The organism is Achromobacter sp. UMC46 (assembly GCF_014170335.1).
In the GTDB taxonomy this organism is placed as follows: domain Bacteria; phylum Pseudomonadota; class Gammaproteobacteria; order Burkholderiales; family Burkholderiaceae_B; genus Achromobacter.
In genome coordinates this window covers 1-16962 of the sequence record NZ_LZZS01000003.1, presented here as the reverse complement: position 1 = coordinate 16962, position 16962 = coordinate 1, and the positions used below count along the sequence as shown (strand labels likewise).

The following is a 16962-nucleotide window of genomic DNA, read 5'->3' as shown; positions in this document are numbered from 1 at the left end:
AAATTCGGGAAGTGTGCATGGGCACTCGCAAGTTTCGCGGTTTCGGTCTGATAGCCATCGGTGCGGTGGCTGGCGTATTGCTTAGTGTTGGAGTGACAGCCGTCGCCCAGCGCGGCAGTCCATTGCCCCTGGACGAACTCAGGCAACTGACCAGCGTTTTCGCCGCCATCAAGAACAACTATGTCGAAGCGGTCGACGACAAGACCCTGATCGACAATGCCATCTCCGGCATGGTCTCCAACCTGGATCCGCATTCCGCCTATCTGGATGCCGACGCCTTCCGCGAAATGCAGACGGCCACGCAAGGCGAATTCGGCGGTCTGGGCATCGAGGTCGGCGCGGAAGACGGCTTCGTGAAGGTGATCTCGCCGATCGAAGGCACGCCCGCCGCGCGCGCAGGCGTCATGGCCGGCGACCTGATCATCAAGATCGACGACACACCCACCAAGGGCATGACCCTGAACGATGCGGTCAAGCTCATGCGCGGCGCACCCAAGTCGCCGATCACGCTGACCATCATGCGCGCCGACCGTCCCCAGCCCATCGTGCTGAAGATCGTCCGCGACATCATCAAGGTGCGCAGCGTGCGCAGCAAGATGCTGGACAACGGCGTGGGCTACATCCGCGTCGCGCAGTTCCAGGAAAAGACCGGTTCGGACCTTGCCAAGGAACTGAAGGAGCTGGGCGCCAAAGAACCGCTCAAGGGCCTGGTCCTGGACCTGCGCAACGATCCGGGCGGCTTGCTGACCAGCGCCATCGGCGTGTCCGGCGCCTTCCTGCCGACCGACGCCCTGGTGGTGTCCACCGATGGCCGCACGCCCGACGCCCGCCACAAGTACCTGGCCACGCCGTCGGAATACGCCCGCGGTGAAAGCAACTACCTGGCCGGCCTGCCGGCCTGGACCAAGACCGTGCCGATGGTGGTGCTGGTGAACGTGGGTTCGGCCTCGGCTTCCGAGATCGTGGCCGGCGCGCTGCAAGACCACAAGCGCGCCAAGGTGCTGGGCAACCGCACCTTCGGCAAGGGCTCGGTGCAGGTCATCCTGCCGCTGTCCGAAACCACCGCGGTCAAGCTGACCACGTCGCGCTACTTCACGCCGAACGGCCGTTCGATCCAGGCCACGGGCATCGAACCGGATTACGTCGTTGCCGACACGGCCGACGGCGACCTGTTCCGCCTGCCGCGCGAAGCCGACCTGCAACGCCACCTGTCCAACCCGGGTACGGCCAACGAAGTGAAGTCCAATTCGGATCAGGACAACGTCGACGTGCCGACCAAGGTGTTCGAATTCGGCGGCAAGGACGACTTCCAGCTGCAGCAAGCGCTGAACGTGCTGGCCGGCAAGCCGGTGCAGAAGGGCTCGGCTCGCGCGCAAGCCAAGGCGGACGCCAAGGCCGGCGGCGGCACGCCCACGCGCATGAAGATCACGCCGACCGGAGTCGAGCCCAGCAAGGACAAATGAACGACGAGCAATTGCTGCGCTACGCCCGCCACATCCTGCTCGACGAGCTAGGCATCGAAGGGCAGGAAAAACTTCTGGCGGCGCGTGTGCTCATCGTTGGGGCGGGTGGACTGGGTTCACCCGCCGCGCTCTACCTGGCCACCGCCGGCGTGGGCGACATCACGCTAGCTGACGACGATGTGGTCGAGCTCAGCAACCTGCAACGCCAGATCCTCCACACCACCGCCAGCGTCGGCCGCCCCAAGGCCGAATCCGGGCGCGACATGCTGGCGGCGTTCAATCCCCAGGCGCACGTTCATGCGCGCGTCGAACGCCTGAAAGACCAGTCGTTGTCCGACGCCGTTGCCGCTGCCGATCTGGTGCTGGACTGCACCGATAATTTCACCACCCGCCACGCCATCAACCGCGCCTGCGTGCAGCACCGCAAGCCGCTGGTGTCCGGCGCGGCGATCCGCTTCGACGGGCAGGTCAGCGTGTACGACCTGCGCGACGACAACGCGCCCTGTTACCACTGCCTGTTTCCGGAAGCGGACGACGTCGAGGAAGCCAACTGCGCCACGATGGGCGTGTTCGCCCCAGTGGTCGGCATCATCGGCAGCATGCAGGCAGCCGAAGCGCTGAAGCTGCTGTCCGGCGTGGGCGAAAGCCTGTCCGGCCGCTTGTTGTGGCTGGACGTGCGCACCATGCAATGGCGCAGCGTCAACGTCCAGCGCGACCCCGAATGCGCGGTTTGCGGCCATCGCGGACACTGAAGCGGGCCCCGGGTCCCAAGCGGCGGATTTCGTCTCACACCATGGCCTTATTGCCCTTCGGGACAATATTAAAGGCTTGAAATACCTGCTATAACGCCAGCCAGCCTACACAATTCAGGTAACGGCGATGGACGTGACGGTGTGGATACAGGACTGAAGTTCAGCTTGCCCAAGTGGCGCCTGACGCGCTGGTTGACGCACGCCGGCCAAGACACGCCCGCGGATATCCGCGCGGCGCTGATCGCCAGCCTGTTCGGTACGCTGCCCATCTTCGCCGGCGGCGTCATCAATACCCTGATGATTTCCGGCGTCGTCACCTGGCGCCGCCCCGAGCCCCTGTACATCTCCTGGCTGGTGCTGGAGCTGGTGCTGGCCGTCGTCCGGGTCTCGATCCTGCGCGCCGCCTTGCGCGCGGCGCCCAAGGGCGGCAACACCCATACCGACGTCTACATTCTGCTGGCGCTGCTGTGGGCCTTCAGCGTGGGCTACGGCGTGTTCATCACCTTCCTGAACGGGGACTGGCTGGCCGCTACCCTGGCGGGCGTGTCTTGCGGCGCGATGGCGGGCGGCATCTGCTTTCGCAACTACGGCGCGCCCCGGCTGGTCGGCGCGATGATCTTCCTGAGCCTGGGGCCCATGTGCCTGGGCGCGTTGTTCACCGGCGAATACGTCACGGCCATCGTCTTCATCCAGATCCCGTTCTATCTCGTCAGCATGAGCATCGCGTCGCACCGGCTGAACCGCATCCTGGTGTCGACCATGCTGGCCGAGCGCGACAGCGAACGCCGCGCCAGCGAAGACGCGCTGACGGGGCTGGCCAACCGTGCCGGGCTGCAGGTGGCGCTTGAGCGCGTCTGCGCCAGCGCGCGCGGGCATGACAGTCACGCCGCGCTGCTGTACATGGACATGGACGATTTCAAGCGGATCAACGACACCTACGGCCATGCCGCCGGCGACCAGGTGCTGACCACCGTCGCCCAGCGCATGCGCGGGATGCTGCGGGTGGACGACGTGGCCGCCCGGATCGGGGGCGACGAGTTCATTGTGCTGGTGACAGGCATCGACGCCACGGCGGCGTTGCGGCTGGGCGAACACCTGCTGCGCGACGCCTCCCAGCCTATCTCGCTGGCGGACGGCACGCGAGTCAGCGTAGGGCTTTCGATCGGCATTTCGATCATTTCGGGCGCCAATCGCAGCCCGCAGGCCGCGCTGGATTCGGCGGACGCCGCGCTGTACCGCGCCAAGGCGCGCGGCGGCCGCTGCTGCGAGATCGTGGGGGACGACGACGTCGAAGATGCCGCGCTGGCCGGCGCCAACGGGGAACCCGCCACGGCCTGAACACGGGCAGGGGCTGATAGTTGGAGGCGGAACTCGGTCAAGAGTTATCAGATAACCTGAAAAATAAGCTTATAATCCGCCCATGCTGACCAAGACCCTGACCCTGACCGAACAGGTCGCCCGCCAGATCGCCACGGACATCGCCGATGGCGTGCACCCCGTCGGCGCCAAGCTGCCGCCCGGCCGCATCCTGGCCGAGCAGTACGGGGTCAGCGCTGCCGTGATCCGTGAGGCGACGGAACGCCTGCGCGCCCAGGGCATGATCCAAAGCCGCCAGGGCTCCGGCAGCACCGTGGTGTCGCGCACCGGGACCCAGGGCTTCCAGGTGTCCAGCGGCATCGGCGTGGACCGCGTGCAACTGGCCGGCGTCTATGAATTGCGGATGGACCTGGAAGGGGGCGCGGCGGCGTTGGCGGCCGTGCGCCGCAACGCCGCCGACCTGACCGCCATGGTCCAGGCGTTGGCCGACCTGGAAGCCCATCTTGAACATCCCGACGAAGGCGTCGAACACGACGTGGCGTTCCACGTCGCGATTGCCGCGGCTACCCACAACAGCACCTATCAAGACCTGTTGCAGTACCTGAATCTGCAATTGCGGTTGGCGGTCCGCACCGCGCGGTCCAACAGCCGTTTGCAGGACGGGTTGACCGCGGCGGTGCACCAGGAACACGTCGCCGTGTTCGAGGCCATCCGCGCGGGCAATCCCGAACAGGCCCGCCAAGCGGCGGTCTTCCATTTGCAGCAGGCGGCGCGCCGCCTGCAACTCGATCCCCTCTTTTCCGCGGCAACGCAGACACCATGAGCGCCTCCGACTTCACGCAACGCCTTACCCAGGCCCTGGGCCCCGATACCGTCTACACCGCCGACGCGGACATCGCGCCCTGGCTGTCCGACTGGCGCGGCCTGTACAACGGCCATGCCCAGGCCGTGGTTCGCCCGCGCAATACGGCCGACGTTGCTGCCTGCCTGGCCTTGTGCCAGCAGGAAGGCGTGCCGGTGGTGCCGCGCGGCGGCAACACCGGCCTGTGCGGCGGCGCCACGCCGGACGGCAGCCCGAAGAACGTGGTGCTTAGCCTGGACCGCATGAACGCCGTGCGTTCCATCGATACCGTCGCGAACACGATGGTGGCCGAAGCCGGCGCCATTCTGGGCAACCTGCGCCGCGCGGCGCAGGACGCGGGACGCCTGCTGCCGTTGAGCCTGGCGGCGGAAGACTCCAGCCAGATCGGCGGCAACGTCGCCACCAATGCCGGTGGCGTGAATGTGGTGCGCTATGGCATGGCGCGCGAACTGGTGCTGGGCCTGGAAGCGGTGCTGCCCACCGGGGAAATCTTCAACGGCTTGCGCACGCTGCGCAAAGACAACACGGGCTACGACCTGAAGCAGTTGCTGATCGGCTCCGAAGGCACGCTGGGCGTGATCACGGCAGTGGCGCTGCGCCTGTTCCCGCGCACGGATGTGCGTTCGGTGGTGCTGACCGCCGTCGAGTCGCCGGCGCAGGCGCTGCAGTTGTTCGAGATCCTGTTCGAGCAGTGCGGCGCGCGCCTGCAGGCGTTCGAGTACTTCTCGGGCGATTGCCTGGATCTGGTGCTGACGCACGCCGAAGGTGTGCAGGAACCGTTCGATCAGCGCTACCCGGCGTATGTGCTGGTGGAGTTGGCGGACACGGCGGACGAGGCAGGCCTGACGACGCTGCTGGAAAGCGTGATCGGCACGGCGTTGGAACGCGGCCTGTGCCTGGACGCGGCGGTGTCGGCATCGCTGTCGCAGCTGCAGACGCTATGGAAGCTGCGCGAGGAAATCTCGGAAGCGCAACGCGCGGACGGCCCGCACCTGAAGCACGACGTGTCGTTGCCGATCGAACGCATTCCAGACTTCATGGTGTCGGCAGAGGCGCGCGTGCGCGCGCTGTACCCCGATATCCGCCCCTTCATCTTCGGCCACTTCGGCGACGGCAATCTGCACTACAACCTGTCGCGCCCGGCAGGCGCTGACCGGGATTGGGTGGCAATAAACGGTGCGGCGATCACGGATGCGGTGCTGGACGAAGTGAACCGCTATGGCGGGAGCATTTCAGCGGAACACGGGATCGGGCAGTTGAAGCGGGAGCATTTCCTGCATAGCAAAGATGCCGTGGAGTTGAGGTTGATGCGGGAGATCAAGCGGGTGATGGATCCGGGTGGGATCATGAATCCGGGGAAGTTGCTGTAGGGAGATTTTTGGGGCGATCTTCGAGTCGGCGGGGTAGTGCTCTGTTGGTTGCTCGCGGCGGAGCTTTGTCGGGTTTTGTTTTGTAGGCGCGGATGGGGAGCTTCGTAGGTCGCTCGTCGCCGGGGTCGGGTGGGTGGCGCGCGCCCACGATTGCGGTCCGGAGCCTTCGCTCCGGACTGCCCTCTCGTCATCTTCGTTGCGGCCTGTGGCCGCTGCCTTCAGATTCCCTCGGGCGCATCAAGGTTGCGCGCCACCCACCCGACCCCGGCGACGAGCTGCGCCGTCTTGGTTTGTGCGCTGCTAGAGCGCTGTTTACTCACGAGATTTTCGGGGCCCGCCTCATGCATCCGCGCGGGCGGCCGCATTCGGCATACGCGTTGTTGATGCGTCGGGGCGGTAGTCGCTTGCGCGCTGGTGATGAGTGGTTTGCTAGTGGTTCCCGCAGTCAGGTGGGGGAGGTGGAGCGACGGGTGGCGCGCGCTAGATAGCTGCTTGCTTTTTCGAGTCTGTACGCGCGCCACCCGTCTAAAAGGGAGGCCGGTGATGGGGGGCGGCGATGACGTTCCTCTGATGGATTGATCGTGAACACACTCCACCCATCCTTGTATGTTTTTATAGCACTTGCCGATCTCACGTCGGAGGTGCTGGGGACCGGGGCGCACCCATTCATCAGCCGTCACTAGCGGACTGACGTTGGTAGATATCCCACCCCGCCCAAATACGTCGATTAAGACTCTAGCGGCCGTGACCGCCGATTGATCGCAAGACGAGGCTGGCGCCTGTCCAGCGATCGGCATAAGCACGTGGGATCGCAAGTTCAGGTCCAGCACGCGTTGGATGCCTTGTCGCAGTTGGCAGATGCGCTTGATGGGGCCGTTCTGGTGACGGCCGTAACCCGCATCCCGTTCGCCTCTTCGGACGCAGTGGTGGCCTGCGCGGGGCTAGACCCCAGGCCCAAAGAATCTGGAGCCTACAAAGGCCTGCGCAAACTCAGCAAGCAGGGCGATGCGGCCCTGAGAAGCCTTGCCTATAACGCGGCAACTTCAGCCAGCCGAACGGCTGCCTTCAAACCCCTCTATGCAGCGTTACGAGCCAAGGGCTGGGCCTCAAGACAGGCCCTAAACATCATCGCCAGAAAACTCCTACGCATCGCCTTCGGCGTATGGAAATCGCGCAAACCCTTCGACGTCAATCGCTTTATCGCCAACCAGGCTTGCGCCAAACCATAGAATCTACGGAGCCCGGCCAGCATTATCACGACGCAACCCACCTACACGCGAAGCGAACCCCGCAACGACGCAAGACGATGCGTAAGCTCCCCAAGGCCGCCCGCGCGGCCGGCCGGGAGCGGGCCCCGCAAGACCCTCCACCACTCCCCACTGTGGAGCAGAACCCTAAGAAAGCCGCCTGCCCCAGGCCACCGACGTGACGGGCGTCTTAAGAACTCAAACGCCCGCCATCAACAAAAAAATCACTGCCGATGATAAACCTCAGCCCCCTTCTTAACGAACTCCACTGACTTCTCCTGCATCCCTTTTTGCAACGCATCCTTCTCGCTGATCCCTTGCGCCGCCGCATATTCCCGGACGTCTTGTGTGATCTTCATGCTGCAGAAATGCGGACCGCACATCGAGCAGAAGTGCGCCACTTTCATGGAATCCTTCGGCAGCGTCTCGTCGTGGAATTCCTTTGCGGTGTCCGGGTCCAGGCCCAGGTTGAACTGGTCGTCCCAGCGGAACTCGAAGCGCGCCTTTGACAGCGCGTTGTCGCGGATCGCGGCGCCCGGGTGGCCCTTGGCCAGGTCCGCGGCGTGCGCGGCGATCTTGTACGTGATGATGCCGTCCTTCACGTCCTTCTTGTTCGGCAGGCCCAAGTGCTCTTTCGGCGTCACATAACAGAGCATCGCCGTGCCATACCAGCCGATCAGCGCGGCGCCGATGCCGGAAGTGATGTGGTCGTAACCCGGGGCGATGTCGGTGGTCAGGGGCCCCAGCGTGTAGAAGGGCGCCTCGTGGCAGTGTTCCAGCTGTAGCTCCATGTTCTCTTTGATCATCTGCATCGGCACGTGGCCTGGGCCTTCGATCATCACCTGCACATCGTGCTTCCAGGCGACTTGCGTCAGCTCGCCCAGCGTCTTCAGTTCGGCGAATTGGGCCTCGTCGTTGGCGTCGTAGCCCGAGCCGGGGCGCAAGCCGTCGCCCAGCGAGAAGCTGACGTCGTAGGCCTTCATGATCTCGCAGATCTCTTCGAAGCGCTCGTACAGGAAGCTTTCCTTATGGTGCGCCAGGCACCACTTGGCCATGATCGAACCGCCGCGCGAAACGATGCCGGTCATGCGGTCGGCCGTCATCGGAATGAACGGCAGGCGCACGCCGGCGTGGATCGTGAAGTAGTCCACGCCTTGTTCGGCTTGCTCGACCAGCGTGTCGCGGAAGATCTCCCAGGTCAGGTCCTCGGCCTTGCCGTCGACCTTTTCCAGTGCTTGGTAGATCGGCACAGTGCCGATCGGCACCGGCGAATTGCGGATGATCCATTCGCGGGTTTCGTGGATGTGCTTGCCCGTGGACAAGTCCATGACCGTGTCGCCACCCCAGCGGATCGCCCAGGTCATCTTCTCCACTTCCTCGCCGATGCCGGAGCTGACGGCCGAGTTGCCGATGTTGGCGTTGATCTTCACCAGGAAGTTGCGGCCGATGGCCATCGGCTCGACTTCGGGGTGGTTGATGTTGGCGGGGATGATGGCGCGGCCGCGCGCGATCTCGTCGCGCACGAACTCCGGCGTGATCGCGGCGGGGATGGACGCGCCGAACGATTGGCCCGGGTGCTGGCGCAGCAAGCGCTTGACCATCTTTTCGCCGTCGGGGCCGCTGTCGCGCAGCGTTTGCAGATAGTGTTCGCGGCGCAGGCTTTCGCGGATCGCCACGTATTCCATTTCGGGCGTGACGATGCCGCGGCGCGCGTAATGCATCTGCGACACGTTGGCGCCGGCCTTCGCACGGCGGGGCGGCCGCTGGAGATCGAAGCGCATGGCCGTCAGCTTGGGGTCGGTCAGGCGTTCGCGGCCGTAGTCGCTGGTGGGGCCCGACAGCACTTCCGTGTCGCCGCGCTCTTCGATCCAGCCACGGCGCAGTTCTGGCAGGCCGCGGCGGATGTCGATCTTGGCGTCGGGATCGGTGTAGGGGCCGCTGCAATCGTAGACGGTCAGCGGCGGGTTCTTTTCCCCGCCGAACATCGTCGGCGTGTCGTCCTGCTCGATCTCGCGAAACGGGACGCGGATGTCGGGGCGCGAGCCCGTTTCATACACGCGGCGCGATTTGGGCAGCGGTGCGACGGCCGCCGCGTCGACTTCGGCGGTAGCGGCCAGGAATTTGGGATTGACGTTCATGGAAAGCTCCAAGCAGAGTTGTTGGAGCCGATCGGGAATGGACTTCCGCCAGGCGTGCGGGGACGCGTGGCGGAAATACGGCTCCCAGCATCGGCATTATCCGTACTGGTACGAAGGGACTCTCTCAACACGTCCTGCCGGAAAGGCGGGACGAGTACCCCTGCGCGAAAGCGAAGTATAGAGCCAACCGCGAGCAGGGCTGGTATTACTGCTTTACATTTGGATTCAGTCTGGGGCGACAGTGTCATTCAGGTTCGGTACACTTTTTCAATGAAACGCCCGGCGGGCAGTCGTCTCGCCGGGACCAGCCCACTTAAGAAGGAATCGAGCATGCAACTGACCCTACGCAAATTGGCGCCCGCCCTGGTTGTAGTGACATTGGCGCTGGCAGGTTGCAAGACCGCCCCGACAAAGTCGTCCGGTGCCGCGGCCACGCCCGAAGCCGGCCAGCAGGCCACGCAGCCGGCCACCGCCTCGTCGGTCGACTTCTATCTGGCACAGCAGCAGCCCGCGCCGGGCCTGCGCGAAATCTCGCTGCCTGACGGCAAGCTCTACATGCAGTCGACGCCCGTGTTGACGCGCGCCGACCTGACCGACGCCGCGGCCCTGGTGGATCGCCAAGGCCAGAACTTCGTGGGCTTGCGCTTCTCGGAAGCCGGCGCGCGTAAATTGACGGACGTGAGCACGAAGAACGTCGGCAACCGCCTGGCGCTGGTGATCGATCAGGAACTGGTCGCAGCTCCCAGCATCGCCGAACCGCTGAACCGCGGCGTGCTGGCGTTTGGCGTGGCCTCGGCCCAAGCCGCCTCTGAAATCGCCGCCAAGATCCGTGGCGATGCCGGGCAGGCTCCGGCCGCAGGCGGTGCGGCACCCGCACCGGCTCCCAAGCCCTGATTCAGGCGGGCCTGCCACCCGCTCCTCCGCGCCTGCCAGCTTCTGGCAGACGACAAAAAACCGCATCGATCGATGCGGTTTTTTTTTGTCCGCGACGGGCGCGTGAAATCAGGGGGAGGGCGTTCCGGTCAGGCCGGGATCAGCCCATCTTGCGCCCGCGCGGCTTGACGGTGCGGCGGGCTTGCGCGGTTTCGATGAAGGTCAGCGTCAGCGCTTCGAGCATCACGCGGTCTTCGGGCGTCAGTCCGTCGAACTGCGCGGGCGCGATATTCGGAAAGGGCCAGGGTGCCTGAGGCCGGCGCCGCTTGGGCAGGCGCGGCATCGTTTCGGCGACGCCGGCGGGCGGTAGCGTGTCGGACAGGTCGTAGCCGTCCATGGGCAGTTCCATGGGGCCCTTGCCGGTTTCCAGCCATTCCGGTTCGATCTTCAGAATCTGAGCAAGCTTGCGCACGGACCGGCTGGAGTGGCGCAGCCCGCTTTCGTAACTGGCGATTGCACTTTGCGAAATCCGCGCCAGACGCGCGAGCGTCTTCTGCGTGTGACCACGCAGAAGACGGGTTTGCTTCAATCGGTCTGAAAATGTCTTCACGCGTCGATTGAAGCTTGCTCATGGTTTACTTTGGTGGCTATAAGCATTACTTAAGTGATAATTTCGGAGGTGCGAACGCATGCGGGAACGGGGCAATGTGTTCGTCGTGCAACTTGATGAAATGACGAGCAATAATTTTGTCGCTGCCTTGCGTGAATTTCACTGGCAAGTCAGCGCGTGCGAGTCGCCGACCGAACTCCTGGACCGCCTGCGCACGCAGGATGTCGATGCGATGGTGCTGCGCGGCCAGGGCAAGCAGGTGCCGCAGTTGATCGCCGCCTTGCGGCGCGCGGCCCCGGATGCGGTGGTGGTGTGGCAGGCGCCTGCGGCCTCGGCACGAGAACGCGTCGAAGCGCTGGAGGCCGGCGTGGATGCCTACAGCTCGGTGCGCATGGATGCGCGGGAATGGGATGCGTTGTTGCGCAACGCGCGCAGGCGGCTACTGCCCCCCGCGACCGACGGGCCGGCGTGGCGGGTGCATGGCGGCGAGCGGGTGCTGTCGGGCCCCGGCGGCGAACGGCTGCCCCTGACCGTGACGGAACGGGCATTCCTGCTTCGGCTGTTGAACGCGCCCGGCCAATGCCTACGCCGCGAACGGTTCTTCCCCAGCGATCCGCAAGAGGGTGCGCGCAGCGTGGATGTGCTGGTGTCGCGGTTGCGCAGCAAGGCGCGCCGCTTTGATATCGATCTACCCGTGCTGGCCGTGCGCGGGTGGGGCTACATTCTTCTGCAGCACTACCCGGTCACGGAACAGCAAGGTTAAATCCGGAAGGAAGGGCCCTAGAGCACGACCAGATTGTCCCGGTGCATGAGCTCGGGGTCGGTCATGCTGCCCAGGATTCGGGCGATCTGGGACGACGGCTGGCGCAGGATGCGCCGCGTGTCCACCGATGAATAGTTGATCAGGCCACGGGCGCATTCGCGGCCCTGGCTGTCCACGCAGGCCACGACGTCGCCGCGGCCGAATTCGCCTTCCACTTCCGTCACGCCAATGGGCAGCAGGCTCTTGCCTTCGCGCAGCAGTGCTTGCACCGCGCCGTCATCCAGCACGACGCGTCCGCGCAGCCGCAGGTGGTCGGCCAGCCATTGCTTGCGGGCGGACCACACGGGCAGCACGGCGCGCAATTCGCTGCCGATGCATTCGCCCTGGGCCAGCCGGGTCAAGACATTGCGTTCGTGGCCCGAGGCGATGACGGTGTGCGCCCCGCTGTGCGCCGCGCGCTTGGCCGCCAGCACCTTGGTCAGCATGCCGCCCGTGCCGATGCCGCTGCCGGCGCCGCCGGCCATGGCTTCCAGCGCCGGGTCGCCGGCTTGCGCGTGCGACATGAACGTGGCGTCGGGATTCTTGCGAGGGTCGGAATCGTACAGGCCGCGCTGATCGGTCAGGATGATCAGCGTGTCGGCTTCGATCAGGTTGGTGACCAGCGCGCCCAGCGTGTCGTTGTCGCCCAGCCGGATTTCATCGGTGACGACCGTGTCGTTTTCGTTCACGATCGGCACCACGCCCAGGCGCAGCAGCGCGAACAGCGTGCTGCGGGCATTCAGGTAACGGTGGCGGTCGGCCAGGTCTTCGTGCGTCAGCAGGATCTGCGCGGTGCGCAGGCCGTATTCGGCGAATGCCGCTTCATAGGCCTGGCACAGGCCCATCTGGCCCACGGCCGCCGCCGCCTGCAGTTCGTGCATGACGGACGGGCGCTTGCGCCAGCCCAGGCGGGCCATGCCTTCGGCGATGGCGCCGCTGGAGACCAGCACGATCTGCTTGCCCTGCTTGTGCAGGGCAGCGATCTGTGCAGCCCAGTGCGCTACGGCGGCGCGGTCCAGGCCTCGGCCTTCGTTGGTGACCAGCGACGAGCCGACTTTGGCGACAAGGCGCTGGGCGTGGGTGACGACGGAAACGGCAGGTGTTTCAGCAGACATGATGGGCGCCGGCTGCGGCGAGAAAAGACGTAATCGTAAGGACTGCGATTATGGCTTATTCGTCGCCGGCGCGCGGCGCGGCGGGCTTGTCGGCATCCGTGCGGGTGTCGTCGAAGCGGGGGTCCGGCGCCACATAGGTGCCGTCTGCCTGGTCGCGCGACACGTATTCCTTTTCGCGCTCGGCGTCCAGGTAGTCTTGCAGCGCGTAGAGCAGGTCTTGCGTGCCTTCGCCGGTCAAGCCGGAGATGGCGAACACCGGGCCCTTCCAGTCGTAGAGTTCCAGGAAGCGGCGCTTGGTGTCTTCGGGGTCCGGCACCATGTCCAGCTTGTTCAGGACCAGCCAGCGCGGCTTCTGGGCCAGCTCCGGATCGTAGCGGCGCAGTTCTTCGACAATGGCGCGCGCGTCGACCACGGCTTGCTCGACGGGGTCGGCGTCCGGGTCCGGCGTGGACACGTCCACCAGGTGCAGCAGCACGCGGGTGCGCGCCAGGTGGCGCAGGAACAAGTGGCCCAGGCCCGCGCCTTCGGAGGCGCCTTCGATCAGGCCGGGAATGTCGGCCACGACGAAGCTGCGCGACGGCGACGTGCGCACGACGCCCAGGTTGGGATGCAGCGTGGTGAACGGGTAGTCCGCGATCTTCGGCTTCGCATTCGAGATGCGGGTGATCAGCGTGGACTTGCCGGCGTTCGGCAGGCCCAGCAGGCCCACGTCGGCCAGCACCTTCAGTTCCATGCGCAGGTAGCGGTGTTCGCCTTCCTTGCCCGGCGTCCATTGACGCGGTGCGCGGTTCAGGCTGGACTTGAAATGGATGTTGCCCATGCCGCCCTGGCCGCCGGCGGCCAGCACGACTTTCTGCTCGTGCGTGTCCAGGTCGAACAGGACTTCGCCGGTTTCGGCGTCATGGATGACCGTGCCCACGGGCACGCGCAGGGTGATGTCCGGGGCGGCCGCGCCGTACTGGTCCGAGCCGCGGCCGTTCTCGCCGCCCTTCGCGCGGTGCAGGCGCGCATAGCGGAAATCGATCAGCGTATTGATGTTGCGGTCGGCCACCGCATAGATGGTGCCGCCGCGTCCGCCGTCGCCGCCGTCCGGGCCGCCTTTGGGGATGAACTTTTCGCGGCGAAAGCTCGCCACGCCATTGCCGCCTTTGCCGGCGACCACTTCAATGGTGGCTTCGTCTACGAATTTCATGGTGTCTGCGCGTGTAGTGGGTAATAGGGCAGCCGCCCGTCGTGGGGCGCTGCCAGGGGGCAAAGAAGAGCTTACTCGTCCTTTGCCTTAAAACTAAACGAGCCCCCCGCGCTGCACACACTTCGTGTGCTTGCTACCCCCCAAGGGGGCGCTTTTTGTCTTGGGGCGGCCCGGCGACAAAAAAGCCCTGCCGCATGCGACAGGGCTTTTGCCGTTCGGGCACGCGTTGAGCCGCGTGCCCTGACCGTGCTTGTCCGATTACTCGGCAGCGATGATCGAAACGGTCTGCTTGTTCAATGCGCCCTTGAAGCCGAATTGAACCTTGCCGTCGATCAGCGCGAACAGGGTGTGGTCCTTGCCCATGCCGACGTTCACGCCAGCGTGGAAGCGCGTACCGCGCTGACGCACGATGATCGAACCAGCGGGAATCAATTCACCGCCGAAAGTCTTGACGCCCAGACGCTTTGATTCTGAGTCGCGTCCGTTTCGCGTAGAGCCGCCGCCCTTTTTCTGTGCCATGTTTAGCTCCTGCTAAGTGGTACCGAGTCGCTTCTTAAGCCGTGATGGCTTCGATGCGGATTTCGGTGTAGTTCTGACGGTGGCCCTGACGCTTCTGATAGTGCTTGCGACGGCGCATCTTGAAGATCTTGACCTTGTCGTGGCGGCCTTGCGCAAGAACCGTTGCCTTGACCACAGCGCCGGGGACGAGGGGCGTGCCAACTTTCAGTTGGTCGCCTTCGCCCACGGACAGCACTTGGTCCAGGGTGATTTCTTGCCCAATGTCTGCCGGTATCTGTTCTATCTTGAGTTTTTCGCCAGCGGCAACGCGATACTGCTTGCCACCGGTTTTTACGACCGCGTACATGGGGTGTTCCTTAAATAGGTAAATGGGTCTATCCGCGCGGGCCCGCCCTGCTGGGTGGGATTGCCGTCCTGGACTGGCCGCTTCCATGTCTTGGTGCCAGAACCTGGCAAGAAGGAAAGCGCCCATGTGCTTTCAAGCGTAGTGCTTGGAAGTATCCAGAGGGTTTACGCGGACAACCGACGTAATTCGGGCATTGCTGACCGAATCTGCGATATTAGCCCGGGACTTTTCAAAAGTCAAAAAGCCGTTGCAGGCTAAGGGCTTAGGTGTGGCGCCCAGGCTTCAAATCGCAGGAATCACCTGCTGCGCGATGCGGCGCGCCACTTCGCGGATGCCGTCCGTCACGGCGCGCCGGTGGGCGTCGTCCAGCCGGTCGGTGGGGATGGACGTGCTGACCGCCGCCCGCTTGCCCAGCGGGGTCACGCCCACATAGGCGGCGTAGCAGACGAGGCCCGTCGCCATTTCCTCGTGGTCCTGGCCCAGCCCGGTCTGGCGCACCTGGTCCAGTTCGCGGTAGAGCGCGTCCGGCGTGGCCAGCGTGCGGTCGGTGACGCGCGGCAGTTCCGCCGGCACACGGGCGGCCAGTTCGTCCGGGGGCAGGTTGGCCAGCAGCGCCTTGCCCAGCGCGCAGGCGTGCGCGGGCAGCCGCAAGCCCAGGTCCGACACCAGCCGCACGGGGCGGCGGGCGTCCTCGCGGGCAAGGTAGACCACGTCGAAGCCATCCAGCACCGCCAACTGCACGACTTCGTTGCAGCGGGCGACGAAATCGCCGGCGGCCGCGTGGAAGGCTGCCGCCAGGCCGTCGTGGCGCAGATAGGCGGCGCCCAACGCCATCAATTCGATGCCGATGACGTAGCCGCCATCCTTGCGTTCGATCCACCGGCGCTGCTCCAGGCAATCCAGCAACAGGTAGAGCGTGCTTTTGGCCAATTGGCAGGCCTGGGCCAGTTCCGCCGCCTTGGCGGGCGTGCGGCGCCCGGCAAGCACCCGCAGGATGTCGTGCGTGCGCCGAATGGCGGGAACGTCGTAATCAGTGGCCATGGGCGGTTTGTTTTCCAACATATTGGAACGAAATTCAGGATGTTGGACATGATAAGGCCATTCCCCTAGACTCGTGCTCCATCAATGCCATGCCGGATCGCAGGCCAATCATTGGCAACGCACGGCGACGGCACGCACAACGCGAGGAGACACCATGAACCAGCAAGACACGTTGCCGTCCGATCTGCCGCAGGCGCTGCTGGTGGGCCGGGTTTGGCGTCCGGCACCCGTGAACGGCCCCAGCGTCGTGGTGGTGCGCGACGGCGAAGTTTTCGACATCACCGCCGTCGCGCCCACCGTGGCCGACCTCCTGGACCGTGCCGACCGTGTGGAGGTCGCGCGCAATGCCCGCGGGGAATCGCTGGGCGACGTGCGGCCGCTGATGGCCGCCACGCTGCAAGGCGGGGACGGGCCGCGCTTATTGGCGCCCTGCGATCTGCAACCCGTCAAGGCGGCCGGCGTCACCTTCGCCATCAGCCTGCTGGAGCGCATGATCGAAGAAGAGGCGGGTGGCGACGCCCGCCGCGCCGACGAGATCCGCGTGCGGATGCAGGCGCTGATCGGCTCGGACCTGTCGCGCCTGCGTCCGGGCTCCGCCCAGGCGGCAAGCCTGAAGGCTGGGCTGGTCGAACGCGGCCAGTGGTCGCAGTACCTGGAGGTGGGTATCGGCCCCGATGCCGAGATTTTCTCGAAGGCCCCGGCGATGGCGTCGGTGGGTTTCGGCGCGCAGATCGGCGTGCTGCCCGAATCCGAATGGAACAACCCGGAACCCGAAATCGTGCTGGCGGTGGACAGTCGGGGCGAGGTCGTGGGCGCCACCTTGGGCAACGACGTCAACCTGCGCGACATCGAAGGCCGCAGTGCCTTGCTGCTGACCAAGGCCAAGGACAACAACGGGTCATGCGCCATCGGCCCCTTCATCCGCCTGTTCGACGGCGATTTCGATATGGACAGCGTCCGCCAGGCCGACGTGTCGCTGCGCATCGACGGCGAGGACGGCTTCGCGCTGAGCGGCGTGAGCCATATGCGGGAAATCAGCCGCGATCCGCTGGACCTGGTGCGCCAGGCCTGTGGCGCGCATCACCAGTATCCCGACGGCTTCATGCTGTTCCTGGGCACGATGTTCTCGCCCAGCCAGGACCGCAAGGGGCCGGGCACGGGCTTCACGCACAAGCTGGGCGACCGCGTGGTGATCGCGTCCGAGCGCATCGGCGCGCTGGTCAACGAGGTGCAGCTGAGCACCGGGATCGCGCCGTGGACCTTCGGGGTGCGCGCGCTGTACGCCAATCTGGCGGGGCGCGGCCTGTAACAGGAT

The 16962-nt window shown here is 65.3% G+C and carries 16 protein-coding genes; 9 read left to right on the top strand and 7 right to left on the bottom strand.

What is annotated here, in order from left to right; genetic code table 11:
• Positions 1–17: 17 nt before the first annotated feature.
• From A9973_RS00495 to A9973_RS00470, 6 genes are all read left to right on the top strand, one after another.
• Complete coding sequence (locus tag A9973_RS00495) at positions 18–1463, top strand: S41 family peptidase (protein ID WP_183011833.1); 1446 nt, start codon at positions 18–20, stop codon at positions 1461–1463.
• Complete coding sequence (locus A9973_RS00490) at positions 1460–2215, top strand: molybdopterin-synthase adenylyltransferase MoeB (RefSeq protein WP_183011832.1); 756 nt, start codon at positions 1460–1462, stop codon at positions 2213–2215. The genes A9973_RS00495 and A9973_RS00490 overlap by 4 nt, the downstream gene beginning before the upstream one ends.
• Positions 2216–2356: 141 nt before the next feature.
• Complete coding sequence (locus tag A9973_RS00485; RefSeq protein ID WP_183011831.1) at positions 2357–3553, top strand: GGDEF domain-containing protein; 1197 nt, start codon at positions 2357–2359, stop codon at positions 3551–3553.
• Positions 3554–3635: 82 nt separating this feature from the next.
• Entirely contained in the window at positions 3636–4355 is a 720-nt protein-coding gene (locus tag A9973_RS00480; protein WP_183011830.1) for a FadR/GntR family transcriptional regulator, read from the top strand.
• On the top strand, positions 4352–5764 hold the full coding sequence (locus tag A9973_RS00475; RefSeq protein WP_183011829.1) for an FAD-binding oxidoreductase: 1413 nt from the start codon (positions 4352–4354) through the stop codon (positions 5762–5764). Before A9973_RS00480 ends, A9973_RS00475 begins: the two co-directional genes overlap by 4 nt.
• An 803-nt stretch (positions 5765–6567) precedes the next feature.
• Positions 6568–6993, top strand: coding sequence for a transposase (locus A9973_RS00470; protein WP_183011828.1), 426 nt, complete (start codon positions 6568–6570; stop codon positions 6991–6993).
• Between the two features lie 242 nt (positions 6994–7235).
• On the opposite strand, the gene thiC is transcribed toward A9973_RS00470, so the two are convergent.
• Positions 7236–9149, bottom strand: a complete 1914-nt coding sequence (gene thiC, locus A9973_RS00465; protein WP_183011827.1) for a phosphomethylpyrimidine synthase ThiC — start codon at positions 9147–9149, stop codon at positions 7236–7238.
• Positions 9150–9479: 330 nt separating this feature from the next.
• On the opposite strand from thiC, the gene A9973_RS00460 reads away from it, so the two are divergent.
• Positions 9480–10043: a preprotein translocase subunit SecD gene (locus A9973_RS00460; protein WP_183011826.1), complete on the top strand. Its 564-nt coding sequence runs from the start codon at positions 9480–9482 to the stop codon at positions 10041–10043.
• Positions 10044–10182: 139 nt separating this feature from the next.
• Here the strand turns inward: A9973_RS00460 and A9973_RS00455 are convergent, their stop codons facing one another.
• Positions 10183–10611 carry a helix-turn-helix transcriptional regulator gene (locus A9973_RS00455; RefSeq protein ID WP_220805319.1) on the bottom strand — a complete coding sequence of 143 codons (429 nt, stop codon included), beginning with the start codon at positions 10609–10611 and terminating at the stop codon, positions 10183–10185.
• A 142-nt stretch (positions 10612–10753) separates the two neighbouring features.
• Here A9973_RS00455 and A9973_RS00450 point away from each other — a divergent pair, with 142 nt between their 5' ends.
• Positions 10754–11395, top strand: coding sequence for a winged helix-turn-helix domain-containing protein (locus A9973_RS00450; RefSeq protein ID WP_255468970.1), 642 nt, complete (start codon positions 10754–10756; stop codon positions 11393–11395).
• Between the two features lie 17 nt (positions 11396–11412).
• Here A9973_RS00450 and proB read toward each other — a convergent pair whose 3' ends face one another.
• From proB to A9973_RS00425, 5 genes are all read right to left on the bottom strand, one after another.
• Entirely contained in the window at positions 11413–12549 is a 1137-nt protein-coding gene (proB, locus tag A9973_RS00445; RefSeq protein ID WP_183011823.1) for a glutamate 5-kinase, read from the bottom strand.
• 55 nt (positions 12550–12604) lie between these two features.
• Positions 12605–13741: a GTPase ObgE gene (gene obgE, locus A9973_RS00440; protein WP_183011822.1), complete on the bottom strand. Its 1137-nt coding sequence runs from the start codon at positions 13739–13741 to the stop codon at positions 12605–12607.
• A gap of 258 nt (positions 13742–13999) precedes the next feature.
• Positions 14000–14260: a 50S ribosomal protein L27 gene (gene rpmA / locus A9973_RS00435; protein ID WP_105558808.1), complete on the bottom strand. Its 261-nt coding sequence runs from the start codon at positions 14258–14260 to the stop codon at positions 14000–14002.
• Between the two features lie 34 nt (positions 14261–14294).
• A complete protein-coding gene (rplU, locus tag A9973_RS00430) occupies positions 14295–14606 on the bottom strand; it encodes a 50S ribosomal protein L21 (RefSeq protein ID WP_183011821.1) in 312 nt (103 codons plus the stop codon).
• Between the two features lie 282 nt (positions 14607–14888).
• Complete coding sequence (locus A9973_RS00425; RefSeq protein ID WP_183011820.1) at positions 14889–15647, bottom strand: IclR family transcriptional regulator; 759 nt, start codon at positions 15645–15647, stop codon at positions 14889–14891.
• A gap of 154 nt (positions 15648–15801) precedes the next feature.
• On the opposite strand from A9973_RS00425, the gene A9973_RS00420 reads away from it, so the two are divergent.
• The gene (locus tag A9973_RS00420) at positions 15802–16956 is read left to right on the top strand and encodes a fumarylacetoacetate hydrolase family protein (RefSeq protein ID WP_183011819.1); all 1155 of its coding nucleotides are present in this window, start codon (positions 15802–15804) and stop codon (positions 16954–16956) included.
• The last annotated feature ends 6 nt before the right edge of the window (positions 16957–16962 follow it).

Bases quoted from the DNA above. Each gene is read 5' to 3' on its own strand.
- A9973_RS00495 (WP_183011833.1), top strand. From the start codon at position 18: ATGGGCACTCGCAAGTTTCGCGGTTTCGGTCTGATAGCCATCGGTGCG.
- A9973_RS00490 (WP_183011832.1), top strand. From the start codon at position 1,460: ATGAACGACGAGCAATTGCTGCGCTACGCCCGCCACATCCTGCTCGAC.
- A9973_RS00480 (WP_183011830.1), top strand. From the start codon at position 3,636: ATGCTGACCAAGACCCTGACCCTGACCGAACAGGTCGCCCGCCAGATC.
- A9973_RS00475 (WP_183011829.1), top strand. From the start codon at position 4,352: ATGAGCGCCTCCGACTTCACGCAACGCCTTACCCAGGCCCTGGGCCCC.
- thiC (WP_183011827.1), bottom strand. From the start codon at position 9,149: ATGAACGTCAATCCCAAATTCCTGGCCGCTACCGCCGAAGTCGACGCG.
- A9973_RS00460 (WP_183011826.1), top strand. From the start codon at position 9,480: ATGCAACTGACCCTACGCAAATTGGCGCCCGCCCTGGTTGTAGTGACA.
- A9973_RS00450 (WP_255468970.1), top strand. From the start codon at position 10,754: ATGACGAGCAATAATTTTGTCGCTGCCTTGCGTGAATTTCACTGGCAA.
- proB (WP_183011823.1), bottom strand. From the start codon at position 12,549: ATGTCTGCTGAAACACCTGCCGTTTCCGTCGTCACCCACGCCCAGCGC.
- obgE (WP_183011822.1), bottom strand. From the start codon at position 13,741: ATGAAATTCGTAGACGAAGCCACCATTGAAGTGGTCGCCGGCAAAGGC.
- rpmA (WP_105558808.1), bottom strand. From the start codon at position 14,260: ATGGCACAGAAAAAGGGCGGCGGCTCTACGCGAAACGGACGCGACTCA.
- rplU (WP_183011821.1), bottom strand. From the start codon at position 14,606: ATGTACGCGGTCGTAAAAACCGGTGGCAAGCAGTATCGCGTTGCCGCT.
- A9973_RS00425 (WP_183011820.1), bottom strand. From the start codon at position 15,647: ATGGCCACTGATTACGACGTTCCCGCCATTCGGCGCACGCACGACATC.
- A9973_RS00420 (WP_183011819.1), top strand. From the start codon at position 15,802: ATGAACCAGCAAGACACGTTGCCGTCCGATCTGCCGCAGGCGCTGCTG.